We start from the raw sequence: 14199 nt of genomic DNA, 5'->3' as shown, positions 1-14199 counted from the left end.
CCGGAAGGATCCCTAGTCTCGATCTGGCCGCGGGCCGACCATCTCGGCCCCGGGGCATGGGAGGTACGGTGACACCGGACTCGATCTCCGCGATGGCGCACATCTCAGCCGGATACGACCCGGACCCTGCGCGGTCGATGTCGTTGCACGCCGATGCCTACACCGATCCGGCGTGGTTCGAGGTCGACCAGCGGGCGATCTTCGCTCGTACGTGGCAGTGGCTGTGCCATGCCGAGAAGCTGCGCGAGCCGGGCGCCTATGTGACGGGCACGGTGGCGGGCATGCCCATCGTCGCCGTCCGGGACGAGGCCCGTACGCTGCGGGCGTTCTACAACGTGTGCAAGCACCGGGCGCACGAACTCCTGTCCGGTTCCGGCGTCCGGCACAGCATCGTGTGCCCTTACCATGCCTGGAACTTCGACCTGACCGGCCGGTTACGGCGCGCGCGCAACACCGGTGACATGCCCGGCTTCGACATCTCCACGGTGTGCCTGGACCGGATCCAGGTCGCCGAGTTCGGCGGCATGGTCTACGTCAACCTCGACCCCGAGGCCGCCGCGCTGTCCGAGCAGGCCGGAGAGCTCGAGGCGGAGATCGAGGCGCGGGCACCCGACGTGGCGAAACTGACCCTCGCCCGCCGGCTCACCTATGACATCGCCTCCAACTGGAAGAACGTCGTCGACAATTTCCTGGAGTGCTACCACTGCCACGTGGCCCACAAGGACTTCGTGTCCCTGGTCGACATGAGCACCTACAAGGTCACCACGTACGGGATCTACTCCAGCCACATGGCCCAGGCCGGCACGGCGGCGAACTCCGCGTACGACGTGTCGGGCGCGACCGTCACCGAGCACGCGGTGTGGTGGCTGTGGCCCAACACCTGCCTGCTGCGCTATCCCGGCCGGGGGAACTTCATGGTGCTGCAGATCATCCCTGACGGCCCCGGACGGACCCGCGAGATCTGGGACTTCTACCTGGAGACCGCGGAGCCCGGCGAAGCCGAACTGGACGGCATCCGGTACATCGACGAGGTGCTCCAGGTGGAGGACATCGCCCTGGTGGAGAGCGTCCAGCGCGGAATGCGCACCCCCGCGTTCACCCAGGGGAAGATCGTCTACAATCCCGGCGGGTCCGGGCTGTCGGAGCACGCGGTTCACCATTTCCACGGGCTCGTCCTCGGCGCCTACCGCTGTGAGCTCGACCGGTCGTCCCGCAGCCCCGGAACACGCTGAGGGCCGGCGTCACCGTGCGCCCCGTCGTCCGCGAGCAGCGTTCGCCGGGCGTCGACCTTGCGAACCGCCCAGATGGTGATCAGGATCGCGAAGAGCGTGAGCGGCCAGCCCATGGCGACCCTGGCGATCCCGAGCCAGGTGGTGTCGTCGTTGACGTACAGCCAGTTCTGGACCGCGAAGCGGATGAAGCAGAGCGCCGTCCAGAACAGTGTCGCCAGGTCGTAGTAGAGGCGTGAGCGCCGATCCGCGCGCCATGAGGTGCCGTGGAGATTGCCGACCGACCAGACCAGGCCGATGAGCGGCCGGCGCACGATGACGGAGACCAGCAGCAGGATGCCGATGGCGAAGGTGATCCAGATGCCCCACAGGTAGTAGCCCTTGGCGGCGCCGACGAGCACGGCCACGGCGGAGGCGAGGACGGCCGTCGGCTTCTCCCTCCGGAGGAGCTGGACGATCCCGACGAGGACCGCCGCGCCGATCGAGGACCAGATCGCGGGCCACATCCCGCCGAGGGCGTTGCCGAGGACGAAGACGACGACCGGGATCGTGGTGAGGATCGTCCCGGAGACTCCGCCGATGTGGCGCCAGGCGAGGACGAGCTGCTCCTGCAACGTCTCCGGCGCCTTCTCGCGCTCCCCGCCGGAGCCCTCCCGCCCGGGGGCCGGGTCCGTGACCGGGCCGTTCATCGTTCCTCCCGCGGCCCGGCCGAACGGTCGCCGCCGTCGGTGAAGAGGCGGTCGAGGTAGGTCTGAAGCATGTGCCGGGAGGCCGCGGCGTCGTAGACGTCCGGGCACGTGAGCATGTAGTTGGCCAGGCCGTCGAGAAAGGCGGTGAGCTGCCTGGCCTCGAGAGCGGCGTCGAGGTGGTCGGGCAGCTCGTCCAGGGTCTGCGCCGCCGCCACGACCCGCTCGAAGCCGGTCAGCTGGTGGTCGACGGCGCCGCGGTGCAGGGCCGCCAGGTCGCCGTCGGTCAAGGTGAGGGGGAGGAACGACGCCCACACCGCGGCCTCGTTGCGCCGCTCGTCGTCCAACGGCAGGAGCGACTCCGCCAGACGGTAGAGCGCCACCCGGAGCGGCCGGACGGCCCTGATCTCGTCGATGCGCTCCTCGGCGCGCCGGCACAGGTGCTCGACGGCGAAGCGCAGGAGCTGGGACTTGGATCTGAAGTGATGCTGCACCAGGCCGACCGAGATCCCCGCGCGCTCGGCCACCGTCACCAGCTTGGCGCCCGCCAGGCCCTGCTCGGCCACCACCTCCAGCAGGGCCTCGGCCACCTGCCTTCTGCGCGTGTCGACGTCCGCTGTGGCTGTCATAGCGACAATATTACCATATTATTGTGAGGTGGCGGCCAGGGCGTCGGGGCGGCGGGAGTCGACCGTCCACCGGTTCAGGCCGGCCGGCCGGGGTGTCCGGCCGGTGTCAAGGCCGTGGCCGGGGTAGGGGTCACCTGACGCGGTGCGTGGCACCGCCGCGAGGGCGGCCGCAGGTTCTTGCGCAGGGGGCTCGCGGGGCGGCAACGGTCGCGGCGAGGGTGGCACCATGCCCGACGACGCCCGCGAACCCGAGTGAGGAGGTCACATCATGGACATGAAACTCGAGGTCATCGTCCTGCCCGTCGCCGACGTGGACAGGGCGGAGAAGTTCTACGCGGGCCTGGGCTGGCGGCTGGACGCCGATCTCGGCACCGACAGCCTGCGGGTGGTGCAGCTCACGCCGCCGGGCTCGCCGTGCTCGATCATCTTCGGTTCGGGCGTCACCACGGCCGCACCCGGCTCCGTCCAGGGCCTGCACCTGATCGTGACGGACGTCGAGGCGGCCCGCGCGGAGCTGGCCGACCGCGGCGTCGAGGTGAGCGAGGTGTTCCACGACGAGGACGGGCTGTTCCACCACGCGGGTACGACCGGGCGGCTGTCCGGCCCGGATCCGGAGCGCCACAGCTACGCGTCGTTCGCCTCGTTCAGCGATCCGGACGGCAACGGCTGGGTGCTCCAGGAGATCACCACCCGGCTCCCGGGAAGGTGATGACATGCCCGTGACGTACGACTCCGCGGCCGACCTGGCCGCGGCGCTGCGGCGCGCCGCCGAGGCCCACGGCCGCCACGAGGCGGAGATCGGCCACGAGGACCCCGACTGGCCGGACTGGTACGCCGAGTACATGGTGCGGGCGGCGACCGCCTTCGGTGGCTGAACGCTGAACTCCCCGCCATGGGATCGGCTCGGCCACTGGACTCTCCCTTACGGGGAGACCCCATGCTGGGGGCATGGACGAGGAGCTGCTGCCGATCGGGCGGTTCGCCAGGCTCGGCCGGCTGAGCGTCAAACAGGTGCGGCACTACGCCCAGCTCGGGCTGCTGGTGCCCGCGTACGTGGACGAGCACACCGGCTATCGCTACTTCCGGCGTGAGCAGGCGCGCGACGCGCTGTCGATCGGGCTGCTGCGCTCGCTCGACGTCCCCCTCGCCGTCATCGCCCAGGTGCTGTCCGGTACGTCCGGTGCCCTGGACGGGGTGCACGAGCGGCTGGAAGCCGAGCTGGCCAGGCGCCGGTCGACGCTGGCCGCCCTGGAGCGCGTCATGGCGGAGGGCCTGCCGTCCACCCCGGTCACGGTGGTCACGGAACCGGCGCGGCGCGTCGCGGTGGCCACGGCGACCGCGGCGGACCCGTCGGCCATCGGCGAGGCCACCTCGGCCGCCGTCGCCAGGCTGCGGGCGGTGCCGTCGGCCGCCGCTCCCGAGCTCATCGGCCTGTTCCCGCTCGACCTCGGCGAGCCCGTCACCGTCGCCGTCGCGTTGGTCAGCGACCAGCCGGTGGCAGGGGCCGAGTTCGACGTGCTGCCCGGTGGCCGGTTCGCCAGGGCCACCCACGTGGGGCCCTACGACCAGATCGGACTGACCGCGTACGCGCTGCTGTCCTGGTGCGCCGAGCGGCTCCACCCCGTCCGCGGCCCGATCCGCGAGGTGTACGTGTCCGACCCGGAAACCACCCCGCCCGACCGGCTGATCACCCACCTGATGATTCCCTTGGAGAAGCCATGACACCGCGATTGGTCCACTGCCCCCCCGTCACCTGCCTCAACGTCACCGGCATGGGCGAGCCAGGCGGCGCCGAGCACGTCTCGGCCATCGGCGCCCTGTACGCCGTGGCCTCCGCCATGGGCGGCCCCGCCGTACCGCTGGAGGGCCGTTGGTGGGTGGAGGACACCTCCCGGCCGCCGCTGGAGGTGCCGCGCGATCAGTGGCGGTGGCATCTGCTGCTGCCGCTGCCCGGCGCACCCGAGCCGGGGGCGGCCGAGGTGGCGCGTGAGCGGGCACGCGCGTCCGGCGCGGCCGTCGACCGCGTCCAGGTGGTCACCTTCGCCGAGGGCGAGTGCGTGGAGTTGCTCCACGAGGGGCCCTACAGCGAGGAGAAGGCGTCGCTCGACGTGATGGAGGCGTTCATGGCCGAGCACGACCTCGTACGCAACGGGCTGCACCACGAGATCTACCTGACCGATTTCACCGATCCCGATCCCAGGACGATGCTCAGGCAGCCGGTGGCACGCCCCACCGGTTGATCATCCAGGCAGCCCATGGTCGCCGGACCAGTGCGGGCGCCGGGGCGGTGGCGTTGAGCGCGGTCACGATCGCCTCCTCCTCGTAGCGGAAAGGGGCTCCAACTGAGCAGCCAGCCGGTCCGGCTCGGCGCGCAGGTGACACCAGGCCAGGAACGACTCCGACCACACCAGGGACACCAGTTCGCCGGAGTCGGTGGCCCGGTAGTCCACCCGCTCGACCTCCCCGGCCAGGACCGCGCCGCGGAGTCCACGCCCCCACACCTACCTCACGAGCGGACGCCACACGGCGCGGTGGGGTCCCCGTGGAACCCCACGCCCTCCGTGCGCCCCCGCGGGAGGCCTCGTTCTAGTCGGACGCCGCGGCCACCCCGCGCTCGATGGCCTCGATGATCCGCGGACGCAGCTCGGCGGCGCCGATGATCGCGTCGACCGAGCCCACCTCGACCGCGCGCTGGATGCTGTGCACCCGGTCGAACTCGGTGGCGACCTCGCCCAGCTTCTCCGCCCGGACCGCGGAGCGCACCTCGGTGAGCCGGGCGTTCAGCGCGGCCCGCTCCGCGCCGGCCGCCGCCGCGACCTGCTGCTGCAGCTCGGTCACGCGCGGGTCGGTCGCGGTGCGGTTGTTCACCTCGCCGGAGAACACCACGGCCGCCGCCGGCGCGCCGCCGAGCACCGAGGCGAACGAGCCCTCCAGCGCCAGCACGGTCATGTTCGGGTTGAGCGCCTTGGAGAACACGACGAACGCGCCGCCGTGGTAGCGGGAGATCACGCAGAACACGATCGGCCCGTCGAAGTTGACGATCGCCCGGCCGATCTCCGCGCCGTACTCGAGCTGGAGCTTGCGCATCGACTCCGGTGAGCCGTCGAAGCCCGACAGGTTCGCCAGCACCACCAGCGGCCGGTTGCCGGACGCCGCGTTGATCGCCCGCGCGGTCTTCTTCGACGAGCGCGGGAACAGCGTGCCCGCGGTGTAGGTGTCGGGTCCGTCGGTGGGAGGGAAGCCGAGCCGCGGCACCGAGCGCGACTCGATGCCGATCAGGCACACCGGCCGGCCGCCGATGTGCGCGTCCAGCACCGCGGAGGTCTCCGCGCCGGCCATGCCCGCCCACCGCTCCAGCACCGGGCGGTCCTGGTCGGACACGGCGCGCATCACCGTGCGGATGTCGAAGGGCTTCTTGCGGTCGGGGTTGTGCTCGGCCGAGAAGATCTGGCCGACGGTGGTGAAGTCGCTGCCCGCGATCACATGCGGGAAGTCGCGGACGTCGCGGTCGGCCGGGTCGGTGGTGGGGGCCGGCCGGGGCGAGGTCTCGCCGGGGGCGACGTAGGTGTGCTCGTAGTGGGCCATCAGCACGTCGCGGGCGGCCGGCAGGTCGGGCGCCCAGTATTGTGCCTGGCCGTTCGGCCCCATGACGCGGTCGTAGCCGCCGATGCCGAAGTTGTCCTCGGCCGACACGCCGCCGGAGAAGTCCAGCGACTGCTTGCCGGTGAGCACCATGGCCGAGTCGGGCGTCATCACCAGGACGCCCTTGGTGTGCATGAGCATCGTGGCCTCGGCGTTCCAGTACGGCTGGGCGCCGACGGTGATCCCGGCGACCACGATGTTGATCTCGCCGCCGCCCTGGGTGAAGGTGACGATGCGCTTGAGCGCCGCCGCGACCCAGTCCATGTTCTCGGTGCCCGAGGTCATCGAGATCCGGGCGCCCGCCGACAGCGCGTACCACTCCAGGGGGACGCGCATCCGCTCGGCGAGGTCGAGCGCGGCGATCACGCGCGAGCACTCCGGCTCCGACAGCGCGCCCAGCGCCTTCGTTGGGTCGCCGAGCAGGACCACGCGGGTGACGCCCTGCGGGTGCCGCTCGGTCGGCGTCGTGACGACGCCCGCCACGATCGCCGCGGTGTTCCTGCCCTTCGGCCGGTCCACCGGCACGAGCGCGCCACTGTCGTCGAGGTCGTGCTCGACGAAGCCGCCTCCCGGGCCGATGAGCAGGCCGGTCAGCTCGTACGGGTAGGCGTGCCCGCGCCGGGTCGCGCGTAGCACCTTCTGGCGGTAGTCGTCGAGCGGCTGCAGCGGCTCCGTCGACGGCTTGCCGACGTCCAGGCGCGCGCCGCGCCCCGGGTCGAGGGTGATCCGGACCGCGACCTCGGACAGCTCGTCGGCGGGGGTGCGCTGGCGGGCCACGAACTGGACCTCCTCCAGCCCCGCGCCCGCCGTCGTCGGCAGGATGCGCTGGACCAGCGCGTTGAGCTCGTCGGTGGACAGCTCGGTCGACGGCCAGACGTACATCATGATCCGGTTGCCGTCGAACCGCTTGTTCCGGGGGCGCTGCGCCTGGATGTTGCGGATGGAGTCGAGGCCCGCGGTGATCGCGTCCTCCACCGCGGGCAGCGCGACCAGCCTGCCGTCGGCCTCGCGCAGCGGCGTCAGATCCCGGACCTGGCCCATGGCGATGAGCCGCTCGTCGGCCGGGTTGCTGCGCGCCACGGCCTTGAACAGGTAGATCTCCTCGTCGGCGGACGGCAGCCGGGTCAGGTCGAACTCGCGCAGCCGCTGGAGCTGCAGGCGCCGCGCGATCTGCGGATGCAGGCCGCGGATCAGCCGGTCTTCGGCGAAACCCGCCCCGTCGGGACGGAAGGTGAAGTGGTGGTGGATCACGGCGCCGCTGGTGCCGGCGATCGTGGTGGTGATGCGGCGCGTGCCCGCCGGCCACGGCTGGTCGGCGAGAATCCGGGCGAGCCGGGTCGCCATCGCGTCGGCGTCGGGCTGATCGTCCCACGTGACGTACAGGTCGGCCACCAGCTCATGGCCGCCGCCGGTGAAGGTGCCGAGGGCGGCGATGGCGGCGGGCAGGGCGGCGATGTCGACGGCGGTGGCGGCCACCCGGGTCACGCCCGCCGGGCCGGTGTGCTCGGCGGTGACGAAACGGCAGCCCTCCACCTCGCGCGCGGTGACCTCGGACAGCCCGCGGTTGCCGTAGTAGCGGCGGGTCAGCACCTCCAGCAGCGGCACGTGGTCGCGGCCCGGCGCGCCGATCCGCTGGCCGATCAGCCGGACCAGCGGCTCGGCACTGGCCACCATGGCCTGGATCCGCTCGTCACGGTCGGGCGCGTCGGGGTGGCGGTCGAGGTGGCGCAGGTGGTCGCGTACCGCGGCGTAGACCTTGGCGCGGTTGCGGCGCAGCAGCGGCTGCGCGAACCAGCGGAACACCACCCCGCGGGCCAGGTCGGACACCGCGGGGAAGCGCACCTGCGTGGCCTCGATCACGTGCTCGAGGGTGATCCCGGCGCGTTCGCCGAGCGGCTCCAGCGGCGGCACGCCCGCCAGCCACTGGCGCAGCAGCTCCGACACGATCGCGACGCCGGAGCTCGCGTGCTGCTGGGCCAGGAAGATGCGGAAGACCGCGGCCTCCAGCTCCGGCGTACGGTCGAGCCCGGCGACGCCGTAATGGGCGAAGACCTGGGTGAGCTTGGCCCGGAAGCTCTCGCTCACCCCCGCCCGCTCGGCGTCGAGGCTCTGCAGGTAGCTGTGGAAGAACTCACGCGGGCTGTGCACCTGGCTGTCGGACTCGGCGTCGAGCGCGCCGTCGGGCCGGTTGCGGGTCAGCTCGGACAGGTCGGCGAACACGGTCAGCAGGTCGAGCTCGCCCTCGAGCGGCCGCCCGCCCAGCTCGGCGCGCGCGGCCAGGTAGGCCGCCAGCGCCCGCTCGGGCTCGTGCGGGTCGGCGTCGAAGCCGAGCAGCAGGCTGCGCAGGTCCTGCAGGCCGCGCTCGGCGCGCTCGGCGGCGGACACCCCCTCGGGCTCCGCGGGCAGCTCGATCTCGACGCTCTCGCCGTCCGGCTCGGCCACCTCGGCGGCCTCGTCGGGCAGCGGCTCCAGCCGCATCAGCGGGGCGCCGGTCTCGACCTGGCCGCCCACCGACACCGGGCACTCACGGACGCGGGCGCGGAACGGCGCGCGCAGCACCGTCTCCATCTTCATGCTCTCCAGGACGAGGAGCGGCGCGCCCGGCTCGACCTCGTCGCCCACCGACAACGGCGTCGCGACCACGAGGGCCGGCGCGGGGGAGCGGACGACTCCGCCCTCGTCGCGGCTGATCCGGTGCGTGACGCCGTCGATCTCGACCAGGTGGATCGGCCCGTGCGTGTCCGACACCAGCCGGAATCTGTGGCCGTTGACCACGAGCCGGCCGCTGTGCTCGTCGAATCGCTCCAGCTCGACGTCCGCCGGATGGACGTCGCCGCCGCCACGGACGCCGACCCGGAACCGGCCGGGCCCGACCGCGGCCACGCTCACCCGGTAGCCGACGCCGCGGAGCTTGAGCTCCAGGGGGCGGCCGGGCTCGTGCCGAGCCTGCGGGCGCCCGCCGTGCGCGGTGGACAGCAGCCGGCGGCGGCTGACCTCCTCCTCGTCCTCGTAGGCCTCGATCGCGGCGGCGGCCAGGGCGATCGCGGAGTGCCGGTGGCTGACCAGACGGCCCTCGGCGCGCACGCGGTCGATCCAGCCGGTGTCGGCGCTCGCGTCGACGACCTCGGGCTGGTCGAGCAGGTCGAGCACGAAGCTCTTGTTGGTGGCGCCGCCCTTGATGACCACCGTGGTCTCGGCCATGGCGCGGCGCAGCCGCCCGAGCGCCTGCTCGCGGTCGCGGCCGTGGGCGATGATCTTCGCGATCATGGAGTCGAAGTCGGCGGGGATGGTGTCGCCCTCGCTGACGCCGGTGTCGACGCGGATGCCGGGGCCGGTGGGCAGCACCAGGCGGGCGATGCGGCCCGGGGCTGGCGCGAAGTCGCGGTCGGGGTCTTCGGCGTTGAGCCGGGCCTCGACGGCGTGGCCGCTCTCGCCCGGCTGCGGGCCCTCCAGCCTGCCGCCGCTCGCCACGTGGAGCTGCAGCCGGACCAGGTCGGTGCCGGTCGTGATCTCGGTGATCGGATGCTCGACCTGCAGCCGGGTGTTGACCTCGAGGAAGGCGAACAGCTTCTCGCCGGGGTGGTAGAGGAACTCGACGGTGCAGGCTCCCCGGTAGCCGACGGCCACGGCGAGCCGCTCGGCCGACGCCTTCAGCTCGGCGGTCTGCTCGCACGTCAGGACGGGGGAGGCGGACTCTTCGATGATCTTCTGGTTGCGCCGCTGCACCGAGCAGTCGCGTACGCCCAGCGCCCACGCGGTGCCCTGCCCGTCGGCGATGACCTGGACCTCGACGTGCCGGGCGCCGGTGACCAGCCGCTCCAGGAACAGCACGCCCGAGCCGAACGCGCGCAGCGCCTCCTGGCTGGTGCGCTCGTAGGCGTCGGCCAGGTCCTCCTTCGAGGCGACCATGCGGATGCCGCGCCCGCCGCCGCCCGCGGTCGCCTTGAGCATCAGCGGGTAGCCGATCGCGTCGCCGGCCCGCAGCGCGTCGTCCAGGGTGGCGACCTCGCCGCGGCTCCACGGCGCGACCGGGACGCCGACCTCCTCGGCGAGCAGCTTGGCGCCGATCTTGTCACCGAGCCTGCGCATCGCCTCCGGGCTCGGCCCGATGAAGGTGACGCCGAGCTTGTCGCACAGCTCGGCGAACGCCGGGTCCTCGGCGACGAAACCCCAGCCCACCCACGCGGCGTCGGCCCCGGTCTCCAGCAGCGCCCGCTCCAGGACGGCGTGGTCGAGGTAGGGGCGCGCGGAGGCGGGGCCCAGCGGGTAGGCGACGTCCGCTTCCCGGACGAAGGTCGCGTTGCGGTCGGCGTCGGTGTAGAGGGCGACTGTCTCGATTCGCGCCCCGGTCTCCGCGCACAGATCCCGGACGGCGTGAATGAGCCGCATCGCGGCCTCTCCACGGTTGACGATGGCGACACGACTGAACACCGGCTGAGCCTCCCAAGCACCACCCCGCGAAGCAGGCGACGCCCGCGTCGGGGGGCGCCGCCTGCACCTGCTAACTAGACCTTGCTCGATCAACGGCGTGTACACCAATGTCCGGATCGCTCATGGCTGCGTCGTTGCGTTGTAGGGATCCTACAAAGGAGGGTGACGGCTGCCCCGACCGCCCTGCGCTTCACGCGAGGTCTGCCACAAAGGGCAGCGTGCTCCCAGGGGATCGTCGAGCGCCCCTTCGTGACGAACGCCGGGCCGGTCTCGAACCCGGCCGCCGGCTCGCCGAACGACCGGACTACAATGGCGGCGGCTCCAGGAAGCCTCCGGTCCGCGGGAATGGGCTCAGCCCACCTGGCGTGAGCACCTCGTGTCACCATCGCGCTCCTTTCGGCCTGACCGAGCGGACATCAGGCACACGAGAGGAGGCCATTGTGCCGACCCTGGACATGCCCGACCGTCCCCACCTCGACAGCTTCCGCCGGCAGGCCCGCGCCCTGCAGCGGGCCGTCCGCACCGGCGACCCCGACGCCGCCGCGCGGGTGGCCCGCCACCATCCCGGCGGACTGCCCGGCGACGCCGGGGACTTCCGGCTCAGCGCGGCGCAGTTCGTCGTCGCCCGCGAATACGGGTTCGCGAGCTGGCCGCGGCTGACGCACTACCTGGAGACCGTGGCCGAACACGGCTGGGACGGCAGGCTGCGGGCGGCGTCCGCGGATGATCCGGCGGAGGAGTTCTGCCGCCTGGCCTGCCTGACGTACGGCCGTGAGGACGGGCCGGCGCGCTGGGCGCAGGCCCGTCACCTGCTCGCCCGGCATCCCGATCTGACCACGGCGAACATCTGGGCCGCCGCGGCGGCCGCCCGCCCGGAGGACGTCGACCGGCTGCTCGCCGAGCGGCCGCGGCGGGTGGCCGAGCGGGGCGGCCCGTTCGGCTGGCGGCCGCTCTTCTATCTCGTCTACTCCCGCTGTGACCCGGACGTGCCGGCCGAGCGGGTGCTCGCGGTCGCCCGGCGGCTGCTCGACGCCGGCGCCGACCCCGACGAGGGCTACCTCTTCGATGCCCTGCCGTCGCCGTTCACGCTGCTGACCGGCGTGTTCGGCCACGGCGAGCTGGGGCTCCGGAGCCAGCCCGCCCACCCGCACTGGCGGGAGCTGGGCCGGCTGCTGCTCGACGCGGGCGCCGACTCCAACGACGCCCAGGCCCTGTACAACCGCATGTTCGAGCCGGACGACGCACACCTGGAGCTCCTGTTCGAGTACGGCCTCGGCACCGGCGACGGTGGTCCGTGGAAGAGACGGATCGGGGAGCTGAGCACGCCCGCGCAGATGCTGCGCGTCCAGTTGCGCTGGGCCGTCGAGCACCACCAGCGCGACCGGGTGCGGCTGCTCGTGGAGCACGGCGTCGACTTCCGCTCGCCGTTCGAGGACGACGGGCCCGCGTGGAGCCCCGGCGACGGCCGGACACCGGTCGAGCTGGCCACCCTCAACGGCGACACCGAGATCGCCGGCTACCTCGTCGCCCAGGGCGCCGCGCCGCCCGATCCCGACCCGGTGCACGAGCTGATCGCGGCGGCGTTCCGCGCCGACCGGCCCGCGCTCGACCGCGTCCGCGCCGAGCACCCCGGCGCGGTGGCGGAAGCCCGCCGCACCCGCCCCGGGCTCATCGTGTGGGCCGCGGCCCAGGCGCCCGTCGAGACGGTCGTGCTGCTGGCCGGGCTCGGCTTCGACGTGAACGCCTACGGGCGCGGCGACGCGCCGGTCGAGGAGCCGTGGGAGACCGCGCTGCACCACGGCGCCGCGGCCGGCGACGTCGAGCTCACCCGCCGGCTGCTCGACCTGGGCGCCGACCCCGACCTTCGCGACCGGCGCTTCGACGCCACCCCGCTGGACTGGGCCCGCCACCTCCACCAGCCGTCGACCGCCGCGCTGCTCGAACCCGTCACGACGCCCCCGGCGAGCGGCGCATGAGCGCGGCGCGGCGGACGGACCTCGGTGCGCGTCCGGCCGGAGACCAGCCGTGCCGCACGTTCGCTCAGACGCGGCTACTCGGTGATGACGGCGTCCCGCGGGCCTCCGTACACGGGGTTCTTGTCGTAGCGCCGGTCGGTGACGAGCAGGCGGATGACGCCCTTGGCGTTCTCCTCCGCCTCCCAGACGATCCAGTCGTCGCCGACGGGCTCGGTCCGCGTACGCCCCTCGCCGAACCCCCCGGGGTTCCCCGGCGGGATGACCATGGTCATGAAGACGACCTTCCTGCCCCTCTTCCTGAGCTCCGGCAGGACCTCCCCGACGGTCTTCTCGTCCACACGGAGCCCCTCCAGCGAGCGCCCCTTGAGGGTCGCCGTCCGGAACTCCTGCTCGACCGCCTTCTGCGTGGGCCTGGGAACGGGTTCGCAGGGGGCCACCGGGCCCTCCATGAGATAGGTGCTGGTGCTGCTGCTCCCCCCGCTCGCAGGTGCGCTGATGGTCCAGACGAAGGTCTGGCCCGGCCGGAACAGCTTGGTGTTGATCCGCATCTGCCAGCCCCGCTTCTCGCCCGGGACGTTCTCCGGCAGGCTGTACAGGCCCCGGGGGATGTCGTCCACGTGCCTGCCACGCGGCTCCCGGCACCGCTGCCCCCAGGGAACGAAGTCGACGATGGCCGGAACGTCGAGGTCCCGCAGCCGTGTCTCCAGCCCCGCCGCGTCGCGGAAGTCGCGGACCTTGATGGTCACCATCCCGTCGGCGGCGGTGACGGCCCACGACGCCGGCACCCCGGAACCGTTCTCCAGCAGGCTCGGCCCCACCACCGCGCCCGCGCCGAGGACGACCGTGGCCGCCAGACCCAGGGCCGGCCGCCGGTAGGCGCGCGTGCCGGTCTTCGCCGCGGTGCCGGGGTCTTCCGAGGTGATGGCGGCCAGCAGCGCCCGCGCCTCCGCGTCGGACGGGTCGCCTCCAGGCGTTCCGGGCGCGACCCGGGCCAGCGCTCTCGTCGTCGCGTCGATCTCGTCGGTGTTCTTCACAGCGACCCCTCCGCCGGCGCCAGCCGGCTCTCTGGCGTGTTCCGGATGCCCGCCTCGGCGAGCGCACGGGCGAAGCGCCTGCGGGCGCGGTGCAGCTTGACGCGTACGACGTTGCGGGACAGGCCCAGCGCCGTGGCGATCTGCTCGCGGTCCAGCTCTTCCCAGGCCACCAGCGACAGCAGTTCGCGGTCGTCGTCGGACAAGGCCCGGAAGACCTGGGCGATCGCCTCCAGTTCGGCCTCGCCGCCGGGGGAGTCCGCGTAGAGGTCGGCCATCCTGGCGTCGAGCCCGACGCTGCGGGCCTGGCGGCGGCCCTCGCTCCGGTGGTGGTTGGCCAGCACCCTGCGCGCCACGCCGTACAGCCACAGGATGGCCTCGTCGCCTGGCGGCAGTTCGTCCATGCGCCGCCAGGCGACGGTGAAGGTCTCCGCCACCACGTCCGCGGCGTCCTGCGGCGAGTCGCAGCGGCGTGCGGCGTACGCCATGATCCGGCCGTACGCCTCCCGGTAGACGGCCTCGAACCTCGCCGGGCGTTCGTCATCCACGGGCAGTTCCCATGAGCGGTTTCCTTT

At 72.7% G+C, this 14199-nt stretch carries 12 protein-coding genes; 6 read left to right on the top strand and 6 right to left on the bottom strand.

The window, feature by feature from the left end; genetic code table 11:
* Window positions 1-68: 68 nt before the first annotated feature.
* Window positions 69-1232 carry an SRPBCC family protein gene (locus AB0I15_RS13870; protein ID WP_358094504.1) on the top strand — a complete coding sequence of 388 codons (1164 nt, stop codon included), beginning with the start codon at window positions 69-71 and terminating at the stop codon, window positions 1230-1232.
* Here AB0I15_RS13870 and AB0I15_RS13865 read toward each other — a convergent pair.
* Window positions 1184-1918 (bottom strand): DUF3159 domain-containing protein, encoded by a 735-nt coding sequence (locus AB0I15_RS13865; protein ID WP_358094502.1) that lies wholly within the window; start codon window positions 1916-1918, stop codon window positions 1184-1186. The genes AB0I15_RS13870 and AB0I15_RS13865 overlap by 49 nt on opposite strands.
* Window positions 1915-2544: a TetR family transcriptional regulator C-terminal domain-containing protein gene (locus tag AB0I15_RS13860; RefSeq protein WP_358094500.1), complete on the bottom strand. Its 630-nt coding sequence runs from the start codon at window positions 2542-2544 to the stop codon at window positions 1915-1917. Before AB0I15_RS13860 ends, AB0I15_RS13865 begins: the two co-directional genes overlap by 4 nt.
* A gap of 268 nt (window positions 2545-2812) precedes the next feature.
* On the opposite strand from AB0I15_RS13860, the gene AB0I15_RS13855 reads away from it, so the two are divergent.
* The 4 genes from AB0I15_RS13855 to AB0I15_RS13840 all read left to right on the top strand — a co-directional run bounded on the left by AB0I15_RS13855 (window position 2813) and on the right by AB0I15_RS13840 (window position 4784).
* On the top strand, window positions 2813-3253 hold the full coding sequence (locus AB0I15_RS13855; protein WP_358094498.1) for a VOC family protein: 441 nt from the start codon (window positions 2813-2815) through the stop codon (window positions 3251-3253).
* A gap of 4 nt (window positions 3254-3257) precedes the next feature.
* Complete coding sequence (locus AB0I15_RS13850; protein ID WP_358094496.1) at window positions 3258-3419, top strand: hypothetical protein; 162 nt, start codon at window positions 3258-3260, stop codon at window positions 3417-3419.
* 73 nt (window positions 3420-3492) lie between these two features.
* On the top strand, window positions 3493-4266 hold the full coding sequence (locus AB0I15_RS13845) for a GyrI-like domain-containing protein (RefSeq protein WP_358094494.1): 774 nt from the start codon (window positions 3493-3495) through the stop codon (window positions 4264-4266).
* Entirely contained in the window at window positions 4263-4784 is a 522-nt protein-coding gene (locus AB0I15_RS13840; RefSeq protein ID WP_358094493.1) for a hypothetical protein, read from the top strand. The genes AB0I15_RS13845 and AB0I15_RS13840 overlap by 4 nt, the downstream gene beginning before the upstream one ends.
* Window positions 4785-4847: 63 nt before the next feature.
* On the opposite strand, the gene AB0I15_RS13835 is transcribed toward AB0I15_RS13840, so the two are convergent.
* Window positions 4848-5045: a hypothetical protein gene (locus AB0I15_RS13835; RefSeq protein WP_358094492.1), complete on the bottom strand. Its 198-nt coding sequence runs from the start codon at window positions 5043-5045 to the stop codon at window positions 4848-4850.
* 85 nt (window positions 5046-5130) lie between these two features.
* A complete protein-coding gene (locus AB0I15_RS13830) occupies window positions 5131-10617 on the bottom strand; it encodes a carboxyl transferase domain-containing protein (RefSeq protein ID WP_358094490.1) in 5487 nt (1828 codons plus the stop codon).
* A gap of 440 nt (window positions 10618-11057) precedes the next feature.
* On the opposite strand from AB0I15_RS13830, the gene AB0I15_RS13825 reads away from it, so the two are divergent.
* On the top strand, window positions 11058-12593 hold the full coding sequence (locus AB0I15_RS13825; RefSeq protein WP_358094488.1) for an ankyrin repeat domain-containing protein: 1536 nt from the start codon (window positions 11058-11060) through the stop codon (window positions 12591-12593).
* 74 nt (window positions 12594-12667) lie between these two features.
* Here AB0I15_RS13825 and AB0I15_RS13820 read toward each other — a convergent pair whose 3' ends face one another.
* Entirely contained in the window at window positions 12668-13627 is a 960-nt protein-coding gene (locus tag AB0I15_RS13820; protein WP_358094486.1) for a hypothetical protein, read from the bottom strand.
* The gene (locus AB0I15_RS13815; RefSeq protein ID WP_358094484.1) at window positions 13624-14172 is read right to left on the bottom strand and encodes a sigma-70 family RNA polymerase sigma factor; all 549 of its coding nucleotides are present in this window, start codon (window positions 14170-14172) and stop codon (window positions 13624-13626) included. The genes AB0I15_RS13820 and AB0I15_RS13815 overlap by 4 nt, the downstream gene beginning before the upstream one ends.
* Window positions 14173-14199 lie beyond the last annotated feature (27 nt).

Origin of the sequence: Nonomuraea sp. NPDC050643 (assembly GCF_040654715.1) — a bacterium.
In the GTDB taxonomy this organism is placed as follows: domain Bacteria; phylum Actinomycetota; class Actinomycetes; order Streptosporangiales; family Streptosporangiaceae; genus Nonomuraea.
The sequence above is the reverse complement of the archived record's forward strand: the minus strand, read 5'-3'. Positions and strand labels throughout refer to the sequence as shown.